This is a genomic window from Psychrobacillus sp. FSL K6-2843 (assembly GCF_038626375.1).
In the GTDB taxonomy this organism is placed as follows: domain Bacteria; phylum Bacillota; class Bacilli; order Bacillales_A; family Planococcaceae; genus Psychrobacillus; species Psychrobacillus faecigallinarum.
Genome location: NZ_CP152021.1, coordinates 3,191,213 through 3,215,782 on the forward strand (window position 1 = coordinate 3,191,213; position 24,570 = coordinate 3,215,782).

At 40.4% G+C, this 24,570-nt stretch carries 19 protein-coding genes, 18 tRNA genes, 3 rRNA genes and 1 other annotated feature; of the genes, 5 read left to right on the forward strand and 35 right to left on the reverse strand.

The features are described from left to right. The first annotated feature begins 27 nt into the window (after positions 1–27). On the forward strand, positions 28–1,365 hold the full coding sequence (locus MKY94_RS16165) for a solute carrier family 23 protein (protein WP_342577388.1): 1,338 nt from the start codon (positions 28–30) through the stop codon (positions 1,363–1,365). Positions 1,366–1,567: 202 nt separating this feature from the next. Here MKY94_RS16165 and MKY94_RS16170 read toward each other — a convergent pair whose 3' ends face one another. The 7 genes from MKY94_RS16170 to queG all read right to left on the reverse strand — a co-directional run bounded on the left by MKY94_RS16170 (position 1,568) and on the right by queG (position 6,615). Further along, the gene (locus MKY94_RS16170; protein WP_151112979.1) at positions 1,568–1,978 is read right to left on the reverse strand and encodes a hypothetical protein; all 411 of its coding nucleotides are present in this window, start codon (positions 1,976–1,978) and stop codon (positions 1,568–1,570) included. 82 nt (positions 1,979–2,060) lie between these two features. Next, a complete protein-coding gene (locus MKY94_RS16175; RefSeq protein WP_151112977.1) occupies positions 2,061–2,378 on the reverse strand; it encodes a putative quinol monooxygenase in 318 nt (105 codons plus the stop codon). Positions 2,379–2,458: 80 nt separating this feature from the next. Beyond that, positions 2,459–2,992, reverse strand: coding sequence for a DUF2711 family protein (locus MKY94_RS16180; protein WP_342577392.1), 534 nt, complete (start codon positions 2,990–2,992; stop codon positions 2,459–2,461). Between the two features lie 423 nt (positions 2,993–3,415). Further along, positions 3,416–4,249, reverse strand: coding sequence for an aldo/keto reductase (locus MKY94_RS16185; protein WP_342577394.1), 834 nt, complete (start codon positions 4,247–4,249; stop codon positions 3,416–3,418). A 249-nt stretch (positions 4,250–4,498) separates the two neighbouring features. Further along, positions 4,499–4,681 carry a hypothetical protein gene (locus tag MKY94_RS16190; RefSeq protein ID WP_144541921.1) on the reverse strand — a complete coding sequence of 61 codons (183 nt, stop codon included), beginning with the start codon at positions 4,679–4,681 and terminating at the stop codon, positions 4,499–4,501. A gap of 308 nt (positions 4,682–4,989) precedes the next feature. Next, positions 4,990–5,463: a tRNA (uridine(34)/cytosine(34)/5-carboxymethylaminomethyluridine(34)-2'-O)-methyltransferase TrmL gene (gene trmL / locus MKY94_RS16195; protein ID WP_144541919.1), complete on the reverse strand. Its 474-nt coding sequence runs from the start codon at positions 5,461–5,463 to the stop codon at positions 4,990–4,992. Positions 5,464–5,475: 12 nt separating this feature from the next. Beyond that, positions 5,476–6,615 (reverse strand): tRNA epoxyqueuosine(34) reductase QueG, encoded by a 1,140-nt coding sequence (queG, locus tag MKY94_RS16200; protein ID WP_340863693.1) that lies wholly within the window; start codon positions 6,613–6,615, stop codon positions 5,476–5,478. A gap of 57 nt (positions 6,616–6,672) precedes the next feature. Here queG and MKY94_RS16205 point away from each other — a divergent pair, with 57 nt between their 5' ends. After that, positions 6,673–7,362: a phenylalanine--tRNA ligase beta subunit-related protein gene (locus MKY94_RS16205; RefSeq protein WP_342577395.1), complete on the forward strand. Its 690-nt coding sequence runs from the start codon at positions 6,673–6,675 to the stop codon at positions 7,360–7,362. 4 nt (positions 7,363–7,366) lie between these two features. Beyond that, entirely contained in the window at positions 7,367–7,885 is a 519-nt protein-coding gene (locus MKY94_RS16210) for a hypothetical protein (RefSeq protein WP_342577396.1), read from the forward strand. A 223-nt stretch (positions 7,886–8,108) separates the two neighbouring features. Here MKY94_RS16210 and MKY94_RS16215 read toward each other — a convergent pair whose 3' ends face one another. From MKY94_RS16215 to proS, 3 genes are all read right to left on the reverse strand, one after another. After that, entirely contained in the window at positions 8,109–9,422 is a 1,314-nt protein-coding gene (locus MKY94_RS16215; protein ID WP_342577397.1) for a hypothetical protein, read from the reverse strand. Beyond that, positions 9,403–9,918: an RNA polymerase sigma factor gene (locus MKY94_RS16220; RefSeq protein WP_342577398.1), complete on the reverse strand. Its 516-nt coding sequence runs from the start codon at positions 9,916–9,918 to the stop codon at positions 9,403–9,405. Before MKY94_RS16220 ends, MKY94_RS16215 begins: the two co-directional genes overlap by 20 nt. 124 nt (positions 9,919–10,042) lie before the next feature. After that, entirely contained in the window at positions 10,043–11,482 is a 1,440-nt protein-coding gene (gene proS, locus MKY94_RS16225; protein WP_342577399.1) for a proline--tRNA ligase, read from the reverse strand. Positions 11,483–11,526: 44 nt separating this feature from the next. Continuing rightward, positions 11,527–11,743 (reverse strand) — a binding site (T-box leader). Between the two features lie 134 nt (positions 11,744–11,877). Here proS and MKY94_RS16230 point away from each other — a divergent pair. Next, positions 11,878–12,954: an aminotransferase class I/II-fold pyridoxal phosphate-dependent enzyme gene (locus tag MKY94_RS16230; RefSeq protein ID WP_342577400.1), complete on the forward strand. Its 1,077-nt coding sequence runs from the start codon at positions 11,878–11,880 to the stop codon at positions 12,952–12,954. Between the two features lie 34 nt (positions 12,955–12,988). Here MKY94_RS16230 and MKY94_RS16235 read toward each other — a convergent pair whose 3' ends face one another. The 25 genes from MKY94_RS16235 to MKY94_RS16355 all read right to left on the reverse strand — a co-directional run bounded on the left by MKY94_RS16235 (position 12,989) and on the right by MKY94_RS16355 (position 24,054). After that, positions 12,989–13,123, reverse strand: a complete 135-nt coding sequence (locus tag MKY94_RS16235; protein WP_342577401.1) for a hypothetical protein — start codon at positions 13,121–13,123, stop codon at positions 12,989–12,991. A gap of 171 nt (positions 13,124–13,294) precedes the next feature. Further along, positions 13,295–14,860, reverse strand: coding sequence for an alkaline phosphatase family protein (locus MKY94_RS16240; RefSeq protein ID WP_342577402.1), 1,566 nt, complete (start codon positions 14,858–14,860; stop codon positions 13,295–13,297). A 181-nt stretch (positions 14,861–15,041) separates the two neighbouring features. Continuing rightward, on the reverse strand, positions 15,042–15,506 hold the full coding sequence (locus MKY94_RS16245; RefSeq protein WP_342577403.1) for a potassium channel family protein: 465 nt from the start codon (positions 15,504–15,506) through the stop codon (positions 15,042–15,044). Positions 15,507–16,009: 503 nt separating this feature from the next. Next, positions 16,010–16,091 (reverse strand) — tRNA-Leu (locus MKY94_RS16250). A 31-nt stretch (positions 16,092–16,122) separates the two neighbouring features. Continuing rightward, a tRNA-Cys gene (locus MKY94_RS16255) sits at positions 16,123–16,196 on the reverse strand. A 6-nt stretch (positions 16,197–16,202) separates the two neighbouring features. Then, a tRNA-Gly gene (locus tag MKY94_RS16260) sits at positions 16,203–16,277 on the reverse strand. 6 nt (positions 16,278–16,283) lie between these two features. Next, positions 16,284–16,355, reverse strand: a tRNA-Gln gene (locus MKY94_RS16265). 1 nt (position 16,356) lies between these two features. Next, positions 16,357–16,432 (reverse strand) — tRNA-His (locus tag MKY94_RS16270). Between the two features lie 35 nt (positions 16,433–16,467). Then, positions 16,468–16,543, reverse strand: a tRNA-His gene (locus MKY94_RS16275). 25 nt (positions 16,544–16,568) lie between these two features. Further along, a tRNA-Trp gene (locus MKY94_RS16280) sits at positions 16,569–16,642 on the reverse strand. 9 nt (positions 16,643–16,651) lie between these two features. Further along, positions 16,652–16,735, reverse strand: a tRNA-Tyr gene (locus MKY94_RS16285). Positions 16,736–16,744: 9 nt separating this feature from the next. Beyond that, a tRNA-Thr gene (locus MKY94_RS16290) sits at positions 16,745–16,820 on the reverse strand. 4 nt (positions 16,821–16,824) lie between these two features. Next, positions 16,825–16,900: transfer RNA gene (locus tag MKY94_RS16295), tRNA-Phe, on the reverse strand. A 22-nt stretch (positions 16,901–16,922) separates the two neighbouring features. Beyond that, positions 16,923–16,998: transfer RNA gene (locus MKY94_RS16300), tRNA-Asp, on the reverse strand. A 3-nt stretch (positions 16,999–17,001) separates the two neighbouring features. Beyond that, a tRNA-Met gene (locus MKY94_RS16305) sits at positions 17,002–17,078 on the reverse strand. A 146-nt stretch (positions 17,079–17,224) separates the two neighbouring features. Next, a tRNA-Val gene (locus MKY94_RS16310) sits at positions 17,225–17,300 on the reverse strand. A 22-nt stretch (positions 17,301–17,322) separates the two neighbouring features. Continuing rightward, positions 17,323–17,397 (reverse strand) — tRNA-Glu (locus MKY94_RS16315). Positions 17,398–17,425: 28 nt separating this feature from the next. Further along, positions 17,426–17,517 (reverse strand) — tRNA-Ser (locus MKY94_RS16320). A 6-nt stretch (positions 17,518–17,523) separates the two neighbouring features. Continuing rightward, positions 17,524–17,598, reverse strand: a tRNA-Asn gene (locus MKY94_RS16325). An 8-nt stretch (positions 17,599–17,606) separates the two neighbouring features. Continuing rightward, a 5S ribosomal RNA gene (gene rrf / locus MKY94_RS16330) occupies positions 17,607–17,722 on the reverse strand. Between the two features lie 121 nt (positions 17,723–17,843). Beyond that, positions 17,844–20,771: ribosomal RNA gene (locus MKY94_RS16335) — 23S ribosomal RNA — on the reverse strand. Positions 20,772–20,889: 118 nt separating this feature from the next. Further along, a tRNA-Ala gene (locus MKY94_RS16340) sits at positions 20,890–20,965 on the reverse strand. A gap of 15 nt (positions 20,966–20,980) precedes the next feature. Continuing rightward, positions 20,981–21,057, reverse strand: a tRNA-Ile gene (locus MKY94_RS16345). Positions 21,058–21,164: 107 nt separating this feature from the next. Continuing rightward, positions 21,165–22,718: ribosomal RNA gene (locus MKY94_RS16350) — 16S ribosomal RNA — on the reverse strand. Together the 16S, 23S and 5S rRNA genes with 18 tRNA genes alongside form the textbook arrangement of a ribosomal RNA operon. A gap of 469 nt (positions 22,719–23,187) precedes the next feature. Next, entirely contained in the window at positions 23,188–24,054 is an 867-nt protein-coding gene (locus MKY94_RS16355) for a nucleotidyltransferase-like protein (protein WP_144541466.1), read from the reverse strand. Between the two features lie 129 nt (positions 24,055–24,183). On the opposite strand from MKY94_RS16355, the gene MKY94_RS16360 reads away from it, so the two are divergent. After that, positions 24,184–24,528, forward strand: coding sequence for a YgzB family protein (locus MKY94_RS16360; protein WP_144541464.1), 345 nt, complete (start codon positions 24,184–24,186; stop codon positions 24,526–24,528). Positions 24,529–24,570: the final 42 nt, after the last annotated feature.

Genomic DNA, 24,570 nt, shown 5'->3' on the forward strand with positions numbered 1-24,570 from the left:
TCTCAAAAATATTTGGAGGGTTTTCCAGTGAATTTAAAAGAAGACAATAACGCACAACGACTAACCGTATTACCTGATGAAAAAGTATCTTTTGGACAATCTACATTACTAGGATTACAGCATGTGTTGGCAATGGATATTTATGTAGTTCCATTCCTTGTTGCATTATTAATCGGATTATCCTCTGACCAGTCAACTGCTTTAATCCAATCTACCTTTATAGCAGCAGGAATTGCGACCATTATCCAAACATCTTTTTGTATGAAGCTACCAATCGCTCAAGGGCCTTCTTATGTTCCTCTAGGAGCCATCGTTGGGATTTACGCAGCGAGTAGTAGTGGTTCACTTGGATGGAGCTCTGTTTTAGGGGCAAGTTTAATCGGTGCTGCATTAGTTATACTTTTAGGCTTTACAGGGCTATTCAACAAAATTGTGAAGATATTCATTCCTCCATTAGTAGGTGGTACGATCATATTCGTTGTCGGTCTTTCCCTTATGCCCGTAGCGATTAATGATAATATATACAACGGAGCTGGAGCTACCGTCAATCAAAATGTCTTTTTGGCAATTATTACCGCATCTGTTTTAATCCTTTGCGTTATGCTTAGCTCATTATTACAAAATAAGGGGCGTATTTTTAAAATCATCTCTGTCATCCTCGCATTAACAGTCGGATGCTTGGCAGCAAATGCTATGGGCGTTTTGGATTTGTCAGCTGTTAGCCAAGCCAGCTGGTTTAGCTTGCCACAAATACCTTTTGTAGATTTCGGTTTTTCCTTCAACCTTTCTGCTATTATAACAATGATTATTATATATATTGTATTGATGGCTGAAACTACTGGAACATGGTTTGCTATCAGTAATGTAATCGATGAGCCCTTAACAGATAACCAAATAAACAAAGGTGTTATCGGAGAAGGTCTTGGCTGTTTCGTAGCATCCTTGTTAGGTTCTACACCAGTAACTGGTTATTCAACAAATGCAGGCGTCATTTCTATCACTGGAATTGCAAGTCGTCGAGTATTTGTTGCTGTAGGTTTTTGGTTCGTTTTATTTGGATTTTCTAGCAAGCTCGCTGCTTTAATAGCATCTATTCCTTCTGCAGTAATTGGTGGCGTGTTTATAATTATATGTGGAATTATTGCTATAAATGGCTTACAGGTAATACGCAATATTTCTTTTGGTGAAAAAGAAATGTATGTAGTTGCAATCCCAATGATTGTGACTTTAGCTTTAACACTTATTCCTGATGAATTTCTATATTCATTACCTTCTACTATGCAATACATGTTCAGTTCTCCAATTGCAGTTGCATCACTTCTTGCAATTATATTGAATAAAATATTACCTAGTGGAAAACAATAAGAGGAACCACTTAGTATAAAAGATGCTTTCCCTTCATTTACATAAGATTTTTTCCAATGTAATAGTAGCAAAAAAATGGTCATTACTGATATTCCCTCAGTAATGACCATTTTTTATATACATTAAGATTGTCTAGTTCTGATCCTGTGCGCTAATTTTGATTGATTCATCAAAACTTTGGCATAACAGGAGTAATACGATCTTAATCTATTTCTATAATCATTGGTTCATATACTGAAATTATATTTACTATATGTTCAATACAATGTAATGAGTAATGTACAAGTGTACCATTTGGAAAATACGAATTATCTTTTTGAAGAGAGCTTAATAAATTTGACCTTTTATAAATTACGAAGGAATCACCTTGAAATTCCTCCTCATCATTCCAACGTGTATAGTCATCGTAGATAACGGAATACGTTATATAGTTTTTAAAATCAATTTGTAACCTCGTCACCTTGCTATCTGGGTGGGGATAAATAAGTAAGTCTGTTGGATTCTTACTTTGATTTACTATTATTCTAAGCTGAACTTCATCTTTTCGAGGTTCGGAAATACTCTCAAAAGAAATATGATATCCTTCTTCTTTCGTCAGCTCATCAAATGACATTTGGCACCCCTCATTTCTGTTAAAGCTTGTTAAGTTCCAAAGTAATGCTGTCCTTTGTTACTAAAGATAGCACCGTGGTCTATTAGAAATTCGATAAAATACCTTTCCCACCCTTTGTTTCTAAGGTGCGGATTCTTTCCATTCCAGTAATAAATGGTTTTGCACGTTTTATTAATTCTTGAGTAGCTTCATGAGTAAGAGAAGCTTGATGGGCATTTTCATTGCTCCACACTTCATAAACATAAACAGAGTTTAGTTCACTTTCAGAAATGTTTATTAGATATATCTCACATTCATCCAGATTTTTCATTGATTCTGCTGCTTCTAACAAAATATCTACCATTGCGTCTCGTTCGCCTTCTTGTACTATAAACTTAATAAACAAACTAAATTTACTCATATTGTCCTCCTCTATTATGTCACCTGGTAATTATTTCTACATTGAGCGATAATTATCCTACCTTCTATAAAGAATGTTTGTTAGCATTGATATAAACTCCAGTATATTTTAGTGCGTTCACCACAATAAAAGCCTTCCAGATTACAAGATTTAACTATTTTATTTACTGTATTTTTATCTGAGCACAACATGGAGAAATGACTATCCCAATGGGTGGTTAACAGTATACTATGATCATGAGTAAAGAGGTTTATTGGATGGTTAGGAAATGCGTTACAATCTCCAACTAAATCATCAATATATTCTAATTTTCGCTCTGTACCTAATTCATCACCATACCAAATCCATTCATGTCCTTCTTTTTTTATACTCTCAAGTAAACCTGTTATTAACGGTACTGGAAAACATCCCTCCGAGGGAGCAATAATCTCTTCATTTTTACATACATCTAGAATTGTCTTAGCTACATCTTCATTTGCAACGTTCTTATTTAGCCCTGAAATACTAGTTCTTAGTCCGCTATCCAATTGTTTATAGTTTTCAATCTTAGATATTTTTAAAAACTGTTCCCTAATATTCCTTAATTGGAATACCCTCTGTCGAACAAACAGCATATCTATCCGGTTTAGGTAAAATCCTCTCTTTTGTCATTAGTAATCCCTCCTTGAAGAAACATCATACCTTCTAACATAATTTTTAGAAAAGATTATTATTCCCTTCTTATTTCAGTTGTTTCTTAAATAGTTCTTTACCAACTTTAAACGAACCCTCTTTGTTGATTGTAGCGGCAGGCGGCGACTCCGTTGATGTGTGAGACAGATAAGACATCACAACATGTGTGAAAGCGTAAATCAATTTCATTTTTTTTGTATAAAGTATCGCCTTATGGGAAATATTAAGATAAACCCCCTTTATTGACGCTGTTTTCCCTTTTATAACTTCCTATACTTTCTCTCAGGGAAAATTCTTACAATCAAATAATAACAGCGCATAAAAAAGGTCATTACTGATATCCCCTCAGTAATGACCTTTTTGTATTATTTAAAGCTAAAATTGTCTGGGTCTGCTCCAGTACGCTCATTTAGATTGAGTGCATCAATGTTTTTCATATCCTCAAACGATAATTCAAAATCAAAGACATCAAAATTTTCGTGTATTCTTTCAGGCGTTACAGACTTTGGAATAACAATTAAATCATTCTGTAAATGCCAACGGATAATTACCTGAGCGGTAGACTTTCCATACTTATCACTTATTCGAGACAGAGTTGGTTCCCCAAGTAATCCACCTCTTGCAAGTGGGGACCAAGAGGTAACTGCAATACCTTGAGAAGCACAATATTCTCGTAAATCATACTGCGTCAAACGAGGGTGACACTCAATTTGATTGACCATAGGCTTAATATTAGCCTTAGCTGCTATAGCTTCAAGGTGATGCTGGTTATGATTAGACACTCCTGTTGCTCGAATAAGTTTTTCCTCGTACAAACGCTCGATGGCACGATATGTATCTACAAAACTGTCAGCAACTGGCCAATGTGTTAAATATAAATCTACATAATCCATTCCTAATAGCTTCAATGACTTTTCAAAAGCTCTTAAAGTTTGGTCATAGCCCTGATCTGTATTCCAAACCTTAGTAGTAACAAATATTTCATTACGTGAAATTCCAGAAGCTCGTACTGCCTCTCCAACCTCATTTTCATTTGCGTAGAGAGAAGCCGTATCAACATGACGGTAACCAGATTCCAAAGCATAGGTAATAGCTTTTAGAGCAACTTCTGGCTCTGTCATTTTATATACTCCTAGTCCAATACGTGGCATCTCCACTCCATTAGCCAGTCTCTTTGTTGAATTCTCTAGTAATTCCATTTACATCATCCTTCCCTTTTTATGTAGAAAAGCGCAATCGCCTATATCTGCCCCGACAGGCAAATGGGAAAATGCGAGGAGGCAGCTTTACAGCCACCGCTGTATTTTCCTATTTGACCCCGAGGGGCAAGGCGATGGAGCTAGACAATTAGAAAAGCGCAAGTGCCTATGTTTGCCCCGACAAGCAAATGGGGAAATGCGAGGAGGCAGCTTTACAGCTTTAACTTTCAAGAAAAAACGACTGAAGAATCAGTCGTCTTTCCTCTTCTTCATAATTGTAGCACTGTCGGACTGTGCAGGGTCTGATACACGATTATCTTCTTCTAGCTCTTGGTTATCTCTCATTCGTTCCATTTGTTTACCTAATGTTTTTACTTCGTCCATGTTTGTTGCCATTGAACCGTTCTCTGGACCATTTTTCAAATTATCCATTTAAAAAATCACTCCTTTTTATCTATCCTAGTAGAATCACACGTTACATGCAACTTTAACATGAAATAATTCGGACATAATTTCGTTTTATTGTTTCGTTTCATTTTTTCAAGAATTAGGTTATACTAATGATTAGAATATATATAGGAGGCGCTTAAGTATGAAACTAATCCTTATTCTTGGCGTTTGTATTACGTTTCTTTCTGCAATTTTCACTGCAGGATACGACGACAAACCAGGTGCATCTGAGAAATAATTAATATTCAACATAAAAACGGACGAGTCTTTATAAGACTTCGTCCGTTTTTTTAATGTAAGTTTGGATAATCCTGTTGGCGCAATGCTTCGTATATAAGAATTGCTGCAGTGTTCGATAAGTTCAAGGAACGAATATTATCATTCATAGGAATTCTAAGGGCGCGATCTGGATGTGCGTCAATGAAGTCACGAGGAAGTCCCTTCGTTTCACGTCCAAATATAAAGAAATGTTCTTTATCTGAATCGCTAAAGTCAAACGTAGTATGCGGCTTCGCACCAAACTTAGTGATTAAATAATATTCACCTTCAGGATGTGCTGCGAAAAACTCTTCTAACCCATCATAATAAGTAATATCTACGTGCTCCCAATAATCAAGTCCTGCACGCTTTAACATTTTATCGTCTGTAGAAAAACCTAATGGACGAATAAGGTGTAGCTTAGCTCCTGTTCCTGCGCAGGTTCTAGCAATATTACCTGTATTGGCAGGAATTTCTGGTTGATATAATACAACATTAATACTCAATGTTTCCACTTCCTAATTTTGAATTGTGTAAAATGCAAGACCCTTACGAATCTCTTCTATTACCTGTTCTTCTTGTTCCGTTTTTTCGGCTTTCTTTAAGGCAATTAAGCCTTCCTCTGTATTAATCTTCCCTATTGCCCATGCTGCAGTCCCTCGAATTACTGGTCTTGCATCGTGAAGCATGAGTTCTATAAGAGTGGGAACAGCTGCCTCTTCTTTAAAATGAGCCAATGCAATGATTGCGTTCCGCTGAATAGGATTCTTTCCTCTCCACGAACCAGACATATGCCCATACGTTTCTTTAAAGGTCCGATTTGACATGCTTAACAGTGGTAAAAGTAAAGGCTTCACTAACTCTGGATCAGGCGTGAAGGCCTCTTGGTGTAAATTAGCCTTGCCTTTGTTTTTTGGGCAAACCGTTTGACATGTATCACAGCCATAAATTCTATTTCCTATCTTTGCTCGAAACTCATCTGGAACCATCGTTTTTGTCTGAGTGATAAAGGCGATACATCGCTGTGCATTAAGCTGACCACCTTCTATTAAAGCTCCAGTAGGGCAAACGTCTAAACAAAGACTGCAGTCCCCACACTGATCCTCCATCTGTTCACTCGGTGCAAAGGGAATAGAGGAAATCATTTCACCCAAATAGACATAGGATCCAAACTCTGGTGTGATTATGGAACAGTTTTTTGCACTCCAGCCAATCCCGGAGCGTTCAGCAACAGCACGATCAGACAACTCACCAGTGTCGACCATAGAACGTAGTCTAGCATCTGGTATATGCGTTAAAATATATAATTCTAATTGAGCAAGCTTTTCTCTTAAAACTGTGTGGTAATCTATTCCCCAAGATGCTCTAGCAAATATTCCCCTTCTAGCTCCCTTTACACTTTGTGGAGCGTTCTTCATCTTAGATGGATAAGCAATTGCTATCGAAATAATACTTTGTGCTTCCTCCAATAAAAGCTCAGGGTGAGTTCTTTTATCAAGGTCAGGCTCTTCGAAGCCTGAAGCATATCCTAGCTCCTGCTGGCGAATCAATCTATTTTTCAACTCATGAAATGGAGAAACAGTGGTAAACCCAATTTTATCAATTCCAATGGTAGCAGCATATTCTATGAGGTTTTGTTGAAACTGGTTTATATTCACTAGAGTTCTCCTTTCTTTATGTTACAATGAAGAAAATATATACAAGGATGGTTTAAAATGTTTGTAAAATTAGATACAGTTCTATTACAAATAGAGCCTACTTTTAAAATCGGCCTTATTTATTATAACAAAATTATTGTATCCACTTCGCCACAAATGCTTAAGGGGCGTCTCCAATTATTTCAAGAACAATTATTCTTCGAACTAGAGGAAAAATCTGTTAATGATTTTGAAGGAATAAAGGAATGGCGAGCTCTTTGGAAAAAGCTTGGAGCGGACCCGAATCGTTATCGTCCTTCCATGGAAGCAATGTATAGAAGGATTGCAAAACAAAATTATATCACACCTATGCATTCTGCTGTAGATTTAAATAACTTCTTCTCCATGAGATATGAAATTCCATTAGGAATTTATGATCTGGATGAGGTGAAAGGGGATATCTTCCTCACAGTTGGCAATAAAGAAACAAGCTACCTTGGGCTGAATGGTAGAGAAAACAACTTAAAAGGGATTTTAACACTTCAAGATGAAGTTGAAGCATTTGGAAGTCCATTTGTCGATTCTAAGCGGACAGCTGTTACAGAACATACAACGAGTGCTTTACAGGTAGTCTTTCTAAGACCTTCTATGGGTCAAGAAGAGGCGGAAAAATTATTAGAAACTATGGGTCAAATGTTTACTCAAGTTCATGGTGGAGAAGCTGCAAGCATTATTTTAGATAATAACCAAGTAGAATGGAGGATATAAATTTATGGCACATATACTTCTTGCAGAGGCAGTGAAGCTAAAGAGTATTTTATTGAAAAGAGTTCAAGAATTGGAAATGGAAATAATGCGCGTTGGTTTCACTGTTATTGAAAAGGGGACTCTTCCTGCTCCTCCTATAAGAACTGTGGAAGCAATAGATTTAGAAATGAACGATATTCGCAATGATATCCGAAAGCTTGATAGACTTATTTACGAGGCAAACTTAAATAATACAATTACCTATAAAGAAGACCCTCTCACCATCGTTGAGGCAATTGAGTTTGCTACTCAGCTACGCGCACAGGCAAGAGTATATAAACAGTTAGGAAGCCATGAAAAACAAAGAATCCAGTTTGGAGGCTATGGCGAAGGAACTACTTATGTAGAGGTTGCCTTATATGAGCCAGAGGAATATCGAAAAAAAGCATTGGACTTTGAGAAGGACGCAAATAAATTATCTGGACTTATTAATGCCAAAAACTATTCAGTTACTATTGCCTTTGATGAAGAAAAATATGCTTAACATAAATCCTTGGTAAGGTGAGACTCCTTGCCAAGGCATAGCAGGAGGTCATTACAATTTAAATGATGGCAAACCAATGACCATTTACCATTTACTTTGTGACTAATGACTAATGACTAACCATCGCAATGGCAATCAACCCACAATTAATTAGTGTTTTACCCGACCTTCTGCTATGAAAAACGCTCCTCTCCATATATTTGGAGGGAGCGTTTTTACTTGGTTAATTTTCAAATAGCTGTGTTTGTTCTCCGTCTATGACAAGGGACCATTCCCCTTTTTCTGGAATTGTAATATTTCCATGATAATGATAAATTGTTCCTTGATTATCATAAGGGGCATTGGGATCTAGTTGAAATATACTTTCTTGCTCTATTATTCCTTTTGAATTCATCAGCTGTACCTCTATACTTTGTTCCTCACCACTGCGGTTTTCTATGATTAGTTCATGAGTCTTTCCAACTGGGATTTCTATTGGTGCATCTAAAAGGATATAATTTTCGGTTTTTGGTAAGGGCGGAAGAACCTCAATTCTAAATGCCTCGAACAAATTCTCCTCTACGTAAAAGGAAAGCTGCCATTCTCCCTCTCCCGTAAAAGCCGGGAAACTTGTTAAAATGTGAGCATCTTCACTATATAAACCAGCGCTTAATACTCCCTCTGATAATAGAAGAGTCTCTCCGTAAATGTTCATAGCCTCCACTTTATATTCCTTCCCTACTAACGATTCAGGATTACCCCAATAGTAGAGCATGAGTTTAGCAACTCGACGAGTGTCCTCTGCCACGAAATTCTCAGGACCAAGGATGCCAATTTTTCCATCCAGCCCTATTACGTTTTGATCTCGATCAGGTAAAGTAAAAGAAATAGCTAATGGTGCGTCTAATGTAACCGTTTTTTGAGATTTATTATTTAGTTCATATATTTTCCCCTGATATTCCATAGTGAACTTGATTTCTTCGCTTGCCTCTAATAATTTTTGTATTTCCACTTCCGAATAATTTGCGTACAGTGATTCAAAAGCTACCGTATAATGGTATCCGTCCTCGCTCGGGGTGGAACTATAGCTTACTGAATTTCCAATACCATATCCATCCTTTAAGAAGAGGTGTGGGTTAGCAGCTCGAAACTCTACAGAATTCCACACATCGATTGGTATAAGCTTCTTAGATTTCAAAAATACTTTTACTCTTACTCCATGCAATGTCTCCTTCAATGAATCCATTGTGACCTCCGAGCTTTTAATGCCGGCTATTTCGAGCTTAAAGCTTTTTAAAAAATTCTGTTCCTCCATTGAACCGAGACCTAATCTCGACTCTTGAGTTATCTCTGATTTATACATAGGACTTGCTAAATAAGCAACCATTAAAAGACAAGCTGCTGCTACAAATACAGATAGCGGTTTTAGAAATTTTAAACGATTTGGTTTTGCAGCACTGCGAATACTATGGATAACTTTTCTTTTATCCTCTTGAGTAAGAGAATACTTCGGAAGGTTTCTAAGCTGTTCCTCTAAATCATCGTGTTCTCGCTTCATACTCAAATCCCTCCGTTTCTAGAATGCTCTTCAGTTTCTTGAGCGATCGATGATAAAGAACATTCACATGGTTTTCATTTGCCCCTAGTATTTCTCCTACTTGTTTAGAGGTCATTTCAAGTATTGCTTTTAAAATTATTACCTCTTTGTTTTTTGCTGGCAATCTATTAATTGCTATATAAAGTTCACGATTCATCTCACCAAGCAAAATAGTATGGTCTAGATTTTCTGTTTGTTTTTCATCTCGTAGTAAGTATTTTATCCGATTCCAAATATTTTTTTTTCTAGCCCGATCAATGACGAGATTTTTGGCAATCGTTATTAACCATGTTTTCGGATGTGACCCTTCTCTAAAATGGGCAATCTTTTTCATTCCACGAAGAAAAGTTTCCTGTACAAGATCCTGTACATCCATTGACCCTGTATAGTAAATGAGGAAACTGGTTACATCTCGCTCATATAACTCAAACCACTCCTCGATTAGCTGCCTTTCCAAGTGATCCCCCCTATCTCTCTACTATTTAATTAGACGATCTATTTTACTTAATCTTACAAGATTTTTGAAAATAAAAAAATCAGCCATTGAATAAACAATGACTGATTTGTACTTTCTTATTTGGTTAATAGGATCTTCCGAACCAAACTGTGTATTTCGATTCTTTTCCACAGTTAATACAAGTTGATTTCTCAGCTGGTGGATTGAATGGAATATTGCGTGTTGTGAATTTCGTTTCTTCTTTTACATGCTCTTCACAAGCATCGTCTCCACACCATCCTGCAAGGATCCATCCTGGGATTTCTCCTTTTTCTGCAGAGTCGTCTAAATGTTGTTTTAGCTGATCCATGGAATCTACATGAGTATGAGAGTTTGCATCACGGAATGCACGTGCTTTTTCTAAAAGACGAGTTTGCATTGTATTTAGCTCTTCTTCTACGCGCTCAACGATGCCATTAATATCAACGGATTCTTTTTCATCTAAATCACGTGCCTTCATAAGCACTTGACTGTTTTCTAAATCACGTGGTCCTAGCTCAACTCGAACTGGTACACCTTTTAGTTCCCACTCGTTAAATTTATATCCAGGTGATTGATCAGAGTCATCTAATCGAACACGGATACCTTTTGCTTTTAAAGCAGCAAAAATTTCATCTAATTTTTCAATAATTGCTGGGTTCTTTTTCCATGGACCTACAGGTATTAATACAACTTGAGTTGGTGCAATACGTGGTGGCAATACAAGACCTTGCTCATCACCGTGTACCATTATCACAGAGCCTATTAATCGAGTAGAAGTTCCCCAAGATGTTGTATGCACATGTTGGTGTTTGTTTTCTTTGTTCAAATATTTAATATCAAATGCTTCGGCAAATTTAGTGCCAAGATAATGAGATGTACCTGCTTGAACCGCTTTTCCATCCTTCATCATTGCCTCGATAGAAAACGTATCTACAGCCCCTGCAAAGCGCTCTGAAGGAGTTTTTTGCCCGTCATATACCGGAATGGCCAATAGACCCTCCACTACCTCTTTATAAATATTTAGCATTTGCATTGTTTCTTGACGAGCTTCTTCTTCGTCCACATGAGCGGTGTGACCCTCCTGCCATAAAAATTCAGAAGTGCGTATGAAAGGAAGTGTTTTCTTTTCCCAACGGAACACGTTAGCCCATTGGTTGATCAATACAGGTAGATCACGGTAGCTCTTGATCCAATCAGAATACAGATGACCGATCATTGTTTCGGAAGTTGGACGAAGCGCTAAACGTTCCTCCAGCTTTTCGCCTGCTGCCTCTGTTACCCATGGAAGCTCTGGAGAAAAACCTTCAATATGATCCTTTTCCTTTTGGAAAAAAGATTCAGGAATTAGCATTGGGAAATACGCATTGCGGTGTCCCGTTTCTTTAAAGCGTTTGTTCATTTCTGCTTGGATATGCTCCCAGATTTCGTACCCGTCTGGTTTAAATGCGATACATCCACGCACTGGTGTGTAATCCATTAAGTCAGCTTTTTGGATTGTGTCAATATACCATTTAGTAAAATCGTTTTGTTGTTGATTAGTCATGATAATTCCCTCCTTAAAATATAAAAAGCACAAAGCTGTCCTTGGAAAAGGACGTCCTTGTGCTTGAATAGACGTGGTACCACCTTAGTTTAGCTTAAAATAATTTAAGCCCTCTAAACGTTTGGTAACGAAAACGAATCGGTTATGTTTGCATAACATCTCAGTGGTAGGTTTCAACAAGAAGTGGTGATATAGCTCTCAGCAATTGCTATATTTTCTGTCTCACAATTCTTATTTACTTGTTCACATCACAGATTATATATTATTAATAATATACCAAAATCAAAGCTTTAATACAATGCACTTCTTTTTAACCAAAAATTTAAACTATCAGAAGATAAAAAATACATTATACTTATCTTATAACAAAGTAAAAATACATTGGGGGAAATTAAATGAACCATTTAAAAAATTCCTATGACAAGTGTACTTATCGATTAGCTGGTCATGGAAAACGAGAAGTTTCTGTTTTACAAGATGCATTGAAGGACATTTCTGGAGAACAGCTAAGTGATATATATGGCGAGGGGCATATTATCGAAGATTTCCAAAATAAAATGGCTAAATTACTAGGCAAAAGCACAGCTGCATTTTTCCCTAGCGGTACAATGGCCCAACAAATCGCTTTACGCATATGGTGCGATGAGAAAAAATTGAATAAGGTTGCATATCATCCCTTATCCCATTTAGAAATTCATGAAATGGATGGATTAAAGGAAATACACCATATCAAGACTATTTTAATAGCTGACAAAGATAGAGTCATAGAGTTAGAGGATGTGGTAAATCTTGAAGAGGACATTGCCTGTCTGTTATTGGAACTTCCCCAAAGAGAAATCGGAGGCCAACTTCCTAGTTTTGAAACATTAAAACAGATTTCCGCTTATTGTCGTGAAAAGTCTATTATGCTTCATTTGGACGGTGCACGTCTTCTAGAAGTGCTGCCTTTTTACAAAAAAACTGCTGCGGAAGTTTGCGACCTTTTTGACAGTGTCTATATGTCCTTTTATAAAGGAATTGGCGGGATTGCAGGAGCAGTACTAGCCGGTGATAAGGATTTCATAGAGAAATCTAAAGTCTGGAGAAAACGTTATGGTGGAACGCTCATAAGCTTATATCCTTATATTCTATCAGCTGACTATTATTTTGATAAACGAGCAAATAATATGGAACAATATTATAACAGTGCAATGGAGCTCGCAAAGCTATTTAATGACTGTAAGGATATTTATACAATTCCAGAGGTACCAGTTTCAAATATGTTTCATGTGCATTTTAAGCGTAACCAAGAAGAAATAGCATCTATCTTGGCGAAAGTACAGTTAGCTAACCATATAGGGATTACAAGCTATCTAAGCAAGCAAGATGGGGATAGCTGTACTTTTGAACTTAGTATCGGAGATTCTTGCTTAGAAATCCCTAAGAATCTAATAGACAAATTATTCGATAGCTTAAGAGAAGAAATGAAATAATATAAAAAGCTCTCAACGCTTAGTTGAGAGTTCTTTATTGTTGCTGTTGAAATTGCTCTGTTTTTAGTTCTTCATATATATGGTTTGCCTTGCTTTCAGCTTCTATTTTTGAAGTTGCATGTACCTCGATAATTTTTCCTTCAATAATAAAATTGTATGTTTTAATCATTTTAAATTCCTCACTTTCATGTTTATCGCGTCTAGATATGTTATTCCCTATTTTAGAAAAATAAAACTTCCTAATTATGTTATTTCATATTTATACTCATATTAAGGTTGAATGACTACTACTGAAGAATTTGTATTTAAAAGAAGCATCAGAAAAAAAGTGGCTCCATACTTAAGAGCCACCCAACAATTCTATAACCCATTCCTTTACATCCACAAGACGATTAGAAGGGGGTCTTTCTGTCTCACCAACAATCACCAAGGGAACAACAGAATCTACCCGGTGGAGTGACCCATGCGCTCCTCCACCTGCATGATCGTGACTATGTTTTTCAATAAATTCGTAAGATGGCTTTGCATCTACTATAATAACTTTGCCTTCTTGCGAGTGAAGCGCTCCGTGTAGCCTTGCTAACGCATCAGGATACGTGTGATAGAGTATAGTTCCATGCTCATCCGGTTTTATATCTAAAATAGACATATCCCCATCCAACTGCCACGACTGCTTATATTCATCAATATAAGGTCCGTTTGGTGAAAAGGTGAATTCTTTATCACTTGCGCTCACGACATGATTCGTTTGCTGATCACTCCATGCAATAAAACCAATTCGCTCATCCTTTTTGAGAATATCTACTACCTCAGTAAAAGGAATCTGTTCATCCTGCAAATAAATATAGGCCATTCGTTCATTGATTGCGATTGCCAACTGCACATTTTCTTTTCCACGTTCCCAGAATGTGTAACCCTTCAACAAGTCATTTAAATCGATTAAACCCATTTCCTTCTTTTCCTTGACTGATGATTGTCCACTATCACCAAGGACAATCCAGGTTACCTCTTGAATGGCCTCTTCCCAAGATCTAAAACTACCGAACATTTCCTGGATCGCTTGATCAGCCTTTTCAATCGCTGTACTATCAGTAGGACCGTTTTTGTGTATGGAAGCATCAGCATCCGGAAGATAAGCGAGCGTAAACGGAGGAAGCTTCTTTTGTTCAATTAAGTACGTCATCTCATTTACGGTAAAATCATTATTAACACCCATTCGTTTCCAGCTGTATTTATATTTGTCGTTCTCTGGATTATATTGAGATAAGGCACCGAGCGACAAAATCATTGGACCATTCACCTCTAGTTCTTTTGGCAATAAATCTGCAAAAGAAAGAAGCTTAGGGACATTTAATTTTTGGGGAATGCTTCCCCTATATAAGAGACCATTGATGGAAGCAGATTGCATTTTGGCGTTCGCAAGTTCTTCGTGAATCGTAAAAACATCTTTACTTAGATGCGATTCATTCAGGTGAATAACACTATCCGCTGCCACATGCTTTATCCCGTTATCCCACATTTCCCTTATACCACTCCCATAGCTAATCATACGATTCTCATCCTTTTTAAACCATATCAATCCTGGTAGTTTATGTCGGTCTGCATATGTTCCCGTCAACAAGGTGCTATCAATCGTAACTGACATAGTTGGATAAGAGCTAATAAACTCTGGATAAAAATCACCGTTCTTTGTTAAAAATGAGAAAGCAGGTGCCTTCCCCTCTTTCAGTGCCTCTTGTAGCGGCTCAGTCATTAATGAATCGACAACAATAAGAACCACCGGCTTTTTGGAGGCTGCTATCTTTACTTCATTAAGCTTTTTTGTCGGAGACATAGAAATACTCAATACAAGGCCTCCGCATATAACAAGCAATAAAGCTAATATGATGAGTATTGTTTTCTTCACTGTAGTCACCTATCTTCCATTCGTAGCTTTAGTATGGTGATTTACAAATGAATACATGCTTGTTTATTGTTAAAAACTCATGTTTAGTCAGAAAGTATGTAAGAATATTCATCGACATCCATTTATATATATCAAACATAAAAAGAAAACACCTTCACCGGTTGATTTATCTTTATAAGAATCAAAATTGTTCATCTGCTTCAACTATCTTTTTCTCCATCACCGCCATTGCTTTGCTCACCTTCTTTTTCGTTTTTTGTGCTTTCCCCGGGCTATCTTCCTTTTCACCCAAAGCTCTGATAAAAAATGCGGTTGGCAACAAAAGACCGATGGCTGCTTGTATAAGTGCAAAGAATCGCGCCTTTCCGACAGGTACCAAGTCCCCATAACCTACTGATAATATGGTGACTCCACTGAAATAGAGATAATCCAAAAAATTCTCTCCTCCATCTTTCCCCTCTTCAGTGCTAACTCTTACTACATCCCCTTCCATGGACAATAAATAATAAAGAACAGCAAATCCAAAGGTAATGCCAAGCATAGTAAAAAATAGTTTTTGGAATAAAGTTGACTGAAAATAACTTTTCTTATACTTACGACCTGAAAAGAAATAGTATAAGTTTGTTACCATAAATAAAATCGTCAATCCCATTAGTATCGTGGAAAACATGCATCTATCCCTCTCCTATCGTCTCTCTAGTTCATTCAGTTTTAGTTGTATGAATTCCTCGATAATGAATATAATTAATGTCGATATGACTATCTTGTCAATCGAATATAAAATATATACAAATTAATTAATATAGGAAACGGAATAGAGATATATTCTCAATTCATGGATTAAGACATTTGCATGCTAGTGTACATATGTATAATAAAGTATTAATTTAGTAAGTAAGTGATCGTATAGGACATAAAGACATTGAAATGACTCTCAAGGGATTATTCTAATGAAATAAAAGAACTGAGGATAGAAGATGAGAAAGCTTATGACGTCTGTGTAAAACATAAGTAAAAAAATTAAAATCAATGGAAACTATTAAAAAATAATCATGAATGAGAATATAAAAAAAGCTTACAAAAGCTGCGGTAACAGCATTCATAAGCTTTAGTCAAAATATCAAATTGGATGTGATATTTCATAATAGATACCGGTGGTCGGGGTCGAACCGACACATCCGAAGATACGGGATTTTGAGTCCCGCGCGTCTGCCAATTCCGCCACACCGGCATAATGAAGGCAGTAAATACTTTTTAAAAATTGGAGGCGGCAACCGGATTTGAACCGGTGATAAAGGTGTTGCAGACCTGTGCCTTACCACTTGGCTATGCCGCCTTAATTTGGAGCGGAAGACGAGGTTCGAACTCGCGACCCCCACCTTGGCAAGGTGGTGTTCTACCACTGAACTACTTCCGCAAAAAACTGGGGTACCTGGATTCGAACCAGGGCATGACGGAATCAAAATCCGTTGCCTTACCGCTTGGCTATACCCCAATGGGGCGACCGATGGGAATTGAACCCACGAATGCCGGAATCACAATCCGGTGCGTTAACCACTTCGCCACGACCGCCACAGAATAAAAAAAAGAGCTAACTAAAAGGAATATGGGGCGACTGATGGGAATTGAACCCACGAATGCCGGAATCACAATCCGGTGCGTTAACCACTTCGCCACAACCGCCATTATTCAAAGTTAACTTATTATTTGGCAGGGGCAGTAGGAATCGAACCCACATCAAAGGTTTTGGAGACCTCTATTCTACCGTTAAACTATGCCCCTATTAAAAACTGGTGGAGGGGGACGGATTCGAACCGCCGAACCCTAAGGAGCGGATTTACAGTCCGCCGCGTTTAGCCACTTCGCTACCCCTCCACTGGTGAGTGGTGCCGGAAAGAGGACTTGAACCCCCAACCTACTGATTACAAGTCAGTTGCTCTACCAATTGAGCTATTCCGGCATAATGGTGGCTCAGGACGGAATCGAACCGCCGACACAAGGATTTTCAGTCCTTTGCTCTACCGACTGAGCTACTGAGCCACATATGTATTTTAAAGATAAATGGCGGTCCCGACCGGGATCGAACCGGCGATCTCCTGCGTGACAGGCAGGCATGTTAACCGCTACACCACGGGACCATTTGGTTGCGGGGACAGGATTTGAACCTGTGACCTTCGGGTTATGAGCCCGACGAGCTACCGAACTGCTCCACCCCGCGACAATAAGAAAGTGTTGAAATTTAAATCAACTACGCAATTAGTGAATTTTACGTCTTCCACGCTACGCTTGCGTCGACGTTAATCGCTTTCTTCGTGAAACGATTTGCTCCACCCCGCGACAATAATATATGTTGAAAATTTATAATGGTGGAGGATGACGGGCTCGAACCGCCGACCCTCTGCTTGTAAGGCAGATGCTCTCCCAGCTGAGCTAATCCTCCATAATGCTGGTTTTAATTTAAATGGTGACCCCTACGGGATTCGAACCCGTGTTACCGCCGTGAAAGGGCGGTGTCTTAACCGCTTGACCAAGGGGCCATTATATTATGTAAAGAAGAAATCTATCTGGCGGAGAGCAAGGGATTTGAACCCTTGAGACAGTGTTACCCGTCTACACGATTTCCAATCGTGCTCCTTCGGCCACTCGGACAGCTCTCCTAGAAATGGCTCCGAAGGTAGGACTCGAACCTACGACCGATCGGTTAACAGCCGATTGCTCTACCACTGAGCTACTTCGGAATGATATCGCCTAGCGACGTCCTACTCTTGCAGGGGGAGACCCCCAACTACCATCGGCGCTGAAGAGCTTAACTTCCGTGTTCGGTATGGGAACGGGTGTGACCTCTTCGCCATCATCACTAGACTTGAATAATTACTGAAAGACATTTTCTATTATAACAAGTCTGTAGATTATTACAAGTGTTATTTTAATAAAAATTTATTCTTTCAAAACTGAATAAACTGACATCTTAGAAACAAACAATTTGGTTAAGTCCTCGATCGATTAGTATTCGTCAGCTGCACGTGTCGCCACGCTTCCACCCCGAACCTATCTACCTCATCGTCTTTGAGGGATCTTACTTACTTGCGTAATGGGAAATCTCATCTTGAGGGGGGCTTCGTGCTTAGATGCTTTCAGCACTTATCCCGTCCACACATAGCTACCCAGCGATGCCCTTGGCAGAACAACTGGTACACCAGCGGTGTGTCCATCCCGGTCCTCTCGTACTAAGGACAGCTCCTCTCAAATTTCCTACGCCCACGACGGATAGGGACCGAACTGTCTCACGACGTTCTGAACCCAGCTCGCGTACCGCTTTAATGGGCGAACAGCCCAACCCTTGGGACCGACTACAGCCCCAGGATGCGATGAGCCGACATCGAGGTGCCAAACCTCCCCGTCGATGTGGACTCTTGGGGGAGATAAGCCTGTTATCCCCGGGGTAGCTTTTATCCGTTGAGCGATGGCCCTTCCATGCGGAACCACCGGATCACTAAGCCCGTCTTTCGACCCTGCTCGACTTGTAGGTCTCGCAGTCAAGCTCCCTTCTGCCTTTACACTCTTCGAATGATTTCCAACCATTCTGAGGGAACCTTTGGGCGCCTCCGTTACACTTTAGGAGGCGACCGCCCCAGTCAAACTGCCCGCCTGACACTGTCTCCTACCCGGGTTACGGGTATGGGTTAGAATTTCAATACAACCAGGGTAGTATCCCACCGACGCCTCCTCCGAAGCTGGCGCTCCGGGCTCTAAGGCTCCTACCTATCCTGTACAAGTTGCACCAAAATTCAATATCAAGCTACAGTAAAGCTCCACGGGGTCTTTCCGTCCTGTCGCGGGTAACCTGCATCTTCACAGGTACTATAATTTCACCGAGTCTCTCGTTGAGACAGTGCCCAGATCGTTACGCCTTTCGTGCGGGTCGGAACTTACCCGACAAGGAATTTCGCTACCTTAGGACCGTTATAGTTACGGCCGCCGTTTACTGGGGCTTCAATTCGCACCTTCGCTTGCGCTAAGCACTCCTCTTAACCTTCCAGCACCGGGCAGGCGTCAGCCCCTATACTTCACCTTACGGTTTTGCAGAGACCTGTGTTTTTGCTAAACAGTCGCCTGGGCCTATTCACTGCGGCTCTTCTAGGCTATACACCCAAAAGAGCACCCCTTCTCCCGAAGTTACGGGGTCATTTTGCCGAGTTCCTTAACGAGAGTTCTCTCGCTCACCTTAGGATTCTCTCCTCGACTACCTGTGTCGGTTTGCGGTACGGGCACCTCCCACCTCGTTAGAGGCTTTTCTTGGCAGTGTGAAATCAGGAACTTCGGACTAAGTCCTCGCCATCACAGCTCAATGTTACAGAGTGCGGATTTGCCTACACTCACACCTCACTGCTTGGACGTGCATAACCAACAGCACGCTTACCCTATCCTACTGCGTCCCCCCATCACTCAAACGGTGGGGTGGTGGTACAGGAATATCAACCTGTTGTCCATCGTCTACGCCTATCGGCCTCGACTTAGGTCCCGACTAACCCTGAGCGGACGAGCCTTCCTCAGGAAACCTTAGTCATACGGTGGATGGGATTCTCACCCATCTTTCGCTACTCATACCGGCATTCTCACTTCTAAGCGCTCCACCAGTCCTTCCGGTCTGACTTCAACGCCCTTAGAACGCTCTCCTACCACTGATACCAAAGGTATCAATCCACAGCTTCGGTGATTTGTTTAGCCCCGATACATTTTCGGCGCAGCGTCACTCGACCAGTGAGCTATTACGCACTCTTTAAATGATGGCTGCTTCTAAGCCAACATCCTGGTTGTCTAAGCAACGCCACATCCTTTTCCACTTAACAAATACTTTGGGACCTTAGCTGGTGGTCTGGGCTGTTTCCCTCTTGACTACGGATCTTATCACTCGCAGTCTGACTCCCAAACATAAATCATTGGCATTCGGAGTTTGTCTGAATTCGGTAACCCGGGATGGGCCCCTAGTCCAAACAGTGCTCTACCTCCAAGATTCTAACGTTTGAGGCTAGCCCTAAAGCTATTTCGGAGAGAACCAGCTATCTCCAGGTTCGATTGGAATTTCTCCGCTACCCACACCTCATCCCCGCACTTTTCAACGTGCGTGGGTTCGGACCTCCAGTAAGTGTTACCTTACCTTCATCCTGGACATGGGTAGATCACCTGGTTTCGGGTCTACGACCACATACTCATTCGCCCTATTCAGACTCGCTTTCGCTGCGGCTCCGTCTTCTCAACTTAACCTCGCATGTAATCGTAACTCGCCGGTTCATTCTACAAAAGGCACGCCATCACCCGTTAACGGGCTTTGACTATTTGTAGGCACACGGTTTCAGGGTCTATTTCACTCCCCTTCCGGGGTGCTTTTCACCTTTCCCTCACGGTACTGGTTCACTATCGGTCACTAGGTAGTATTTAGCCTTGGGAGATGGTCCTCCCGGATTCCGACGGAATTTCACGTGTTCCGCCGTACTCAGGATACACTCTGGAGGGAATGAATTTTGGACTACGGGGCTTTTACCCTATCCTGCGGACCTTTCCAGGTCGCTTCATCTAACTCATTCTTTTGTAACTCCGTATAGAGTGTCCTACAACCCCAAGAGGCAAGCCTCTTGGTTTGGGCTCTTCCCGTTTCGCTCGCCGCTACTCAGGGAATCGAATTTTCTTTCTCTTCCTCCAGGTACTTAGATGTTTCAGTTCCCTGGGTGTGTCTCAGATGCGCTATGTATTCACGCAAATGTACTGCCCCATTACGGGCAGTGGGTTTCCCCATTCGGAAATCTCCGGATCGAAGCTCACTTACAGCTCCCCGAAGCATATCGGTGTTAGTGCCGTCCTTCGTCGACTCCTAGTGCCAAGGCATCCACCGTGCGCCCTTATTAACTTAACCTAAAAGTTAAAAGTACTACACTTGCAATCACGTAAGTGATCACAATTTGAATATCTTGCGTTTGTTTCTTTTTTTGATGTCGTTTTATCCAGTTTTCAAAGAACAATTATATTTTTAATGGTGGAGCCTAGCGGGATCGAACCGCTGACCTCCTGCGTGCAAGGCAGGCGCTCTCCCAGCTGAGCTAAGGCCCCGAAATTAAAAAGGTATGGTGGGCCTAAATGGACTCGAACCATCGACCTCACGCTTATCAGGCGTGCGCTCTAACCAGCTGAGCTATAGGCCCTCTTTGAATTTCCATATCTATTAAATGTTAATATACATGAACATTCAAAACTGAACTGCAAAACGTTAAGATACAGATAAAGATCTGTATTCCGAATATATCCTTAGAAAGGAGGTGATCCAGCCGCACCTTCCGATACGGCTACCTTGTTACGACTTCACCCCAATCATCTGTCCCACCTTCGGCGGCTGGCTCCCAAAAGGGTTACCCCACCGACTTCGGGTGTTACAAACTCTCGTGGTGTGACGGGCGGTGTGTACAAGGCCCGGGAACGTATTCACCGTGGCATGCTGATCCACGATTACTAGCGATTCCGGCTTCATGTAGGCGAGTTGCAGCCTACAATCCGAACTGAGAACGGTTTTATGGGATTAGCTCACCCTCGCGGGGTTGCGACCCTCTGTACCGTCCATTGTAGCACGTGTGTAGCCCAGGTCATAAGGGGCATGATGATTTGACGTCATCCCCACCTTCCTCCGGTTTATCACCGGCAGTCACCTTAGAGTGCCCAACTGAATGCTGGCAACTAAGATCAAGGGTTGCGCTCGTTGCGGGACTTAACCCAACATCTCACGACACGAGCTGACGACAACCATGCACCACCTGTCACCGCTGTCCCCGAAGGGAAAAGCCTATCTCTAGGCCGGTCAGCGGGATGTCAAGACCTGGTAAGGTTCTTCGCGTTGCTTCGAATTAAACCACATGCTCCACCGCTTGTGCGGGCCCCCGTCAATTCCTTTGAGTTTCAGTCTTGCGACCGTACTCCCCAGGCGGAGTGCTTAATGCGTTAGCTGCAGCACTAAGGGGCGGAAACCCCCTAACACTTAGCACTCATCGTTTACGGCGTGGACTACCAGGGTATCTAATCCTGTTTGCTCCCCACGCTTTCGCGCCTCAGCGTCAGTTACAGACCAGAAAGCCGCCTTCGCCACTGGTGTTCCTCCAAATCTCTACGCATTTCACCGCTACACTTGGAATTCCGCTTTCCTCTTCTGCACTCAAGTCCCCCAGTTTCCAATGACCCTCCACGGTTGAGCCGTGGGCTTTCACATCAGACTTAAAGGACCGCCTGCGCGCGCTTTACGCCCAATAATTCCGGACAACGCTTGCCACCTACGTATTACCGCGGCTGCTGGCACGTAGTTAGCCGTGGCTTTCTAATGAGGTACCGTCAAGGTACGAGCAGTTACTCTCGTACTTGTTCTTCCCTCACAACAGAGTTTTACGATCCGAAAACCTTCTTCACTCACGCGGCGTTGCTCCATCAGACTTTCGTCCATTGTGGAAGATTCCCTACTGCTGCCTCCCGTAGGAGTCTGGGCCGTGTCTCAGTCCCAGTGTGGCCGATCACCCTCTCAGGTCGGCTACGCATCGTCGCCTTGGTGAGCCGTTACCTCACCAACTAGCTAATGCGCCGCGGGCCCATCCTGTAGTGACAGCCGAGACCGTCTTTTAACATCTCCTCATGTGAGGAAATGGATTATTCGGTATTAGCCCCGGTTTCCCGGAGTTATCCCAATCTACAGGGCAGGTTGCCCACGTGTTACTCACCCGTCCGCCGCTAAATCAGAAGAAGCAAGCTTCTTCATCATTCGCTCGACTTGCATGTATTAGGCACGCCGCCAGCGTTCGTCCTGAGCCAGGATCAAACTCTCCATAATAGCTGGCTGGCGATACACAGCGCATTGCGTTGTCAGCTTCGCTTACTCGGTCAGTCACGTACGTTAGTACGCTCCTTCCCTCGCTCACTTGCTTCCTAGCACTGCACTACGTCTCGTCAGCCAGAAAAAATAGAACTAGTTTAAAAGCTCATTTTGTTTTGCTGGCATCATCATTAAATGATGTCAAAAATGTTTTGCGTCAATACAACCAAAGTTGTTTGATGCTGTATGTCTTAACGTTTTGCATGTTCAGTTTTCAATGTTCATTTTTGCGATGTCGTTTTTTGCGACTTCTCTAATTTATCACCATTCAACTGGCTAGTCAAGAAGTTTTTTAAAAAACTTTTTTTATTAATTTTCTGCTGTTTTTTAATTCGTTTTTGACGACGCTTATTATAATACCGCATATTTAATGTATATGTCAACAAAAAACGAACATTTTTTTATTTCGTTTTTTGTTGACCTTTTTTTACTCTTTAACTTTGTAGTATCTATGCAGTATATGGCTGCTTTTAGTAGGTTGTTTTTCTATTAGAATTAATCCTTTATCGACCAAGAATTCTATAAATACTTCAAGGTCAACGGAATAGTTTTTTAATTCCTCTTGTTCATGAATCTCTTGTATCGTCCAATACTCTTTAGAAGAAAGTACTTCGATTATATGCCGTGCCCCATCCTTTGTTCTTGAATGAATTAAGAAGTCACTCGCTAAAAATAAAAGTTCTAATCTTTTCTCTAATGTTTCTCCACTCGACACTAACTCATCGTACAATTTATATATAGAAGGATCTAATTGCTTTACTTGCTTCCACACCATAACCTCCGGGTGCATCCCCTTTTCAATAATAGCTAATCTAGCTAGATGATGCAGTGAGTTTACAATATGATTATAAGCATCTAGATAATTTAATTGCTCAAAAAATACTTTAGCTTGCATATAGCTTCTACTAAGCTTTGCAAATTCTATTCCCATTCTTACATTTCGGCCGTTTACCGGGAAATCCTGTAATTCCTTTTTAAGGTTTTCTACATATTCATTTCGATCAAATATTACTCTCCCATTGATCATCCAGCCCACTAACTTAGGATTGGCTCCTACTATAAACCATTTTCTAATTTGTTTTTCCGTAATAATATGCAATGCTGCCTTTTTGTCGTTATACGTATAATGCTTAGTAAAAACCGGAATAGGAGAATCTTTAGTTATAATGAACAATATGGAATCAAAGGTATCAGTAATAGGACTGACTTCTTCTATTTTTTCTATTAATATTATGCCTAATGTATTTGAATCACTGGCTCTTTCTTGATAGATAGGTCTTAACAACGCTTCCAATGCGAAAGCCTCCTTTATTAACTTATGTATTATTCTTCGACAATAATTTGATATTTCCTCTTTAAACTTTAATAACATTCCTTTATAAAAAAATATGTTATAGTGTAGGTATAATTAGGAGGCTAAAAAATGAAACCCTATAAAAATAAAATAAATCGAATTCGTTCCTTTGCTCTTGGTTTAATATTCTTTGGCTTTATTATCATGTACGGGGCTATCTTCTTTAGAGAGAACGCTATCTTAGTAACAATATTTATGACACTTGGGTTACTTTCTATTATTGGAAGTACAGCTGTATATGGATGGATAGGTTTATTATCTACTAAAGCTGTTCAAGTAGTATGCCCCAACTGTGGAAAACACACGAAAGTTTTAGGACGAGTAGATATGTGTATGTATTGCAAAGAACCACTTACATTGGATCCTACTCTTGAAGGTGAAGAATTTGATATTAGCTACAATAGAAAGAAATAATCCCTGCACTTTGCTTTTAAGCAAAGTGCTTTTTTATATTAA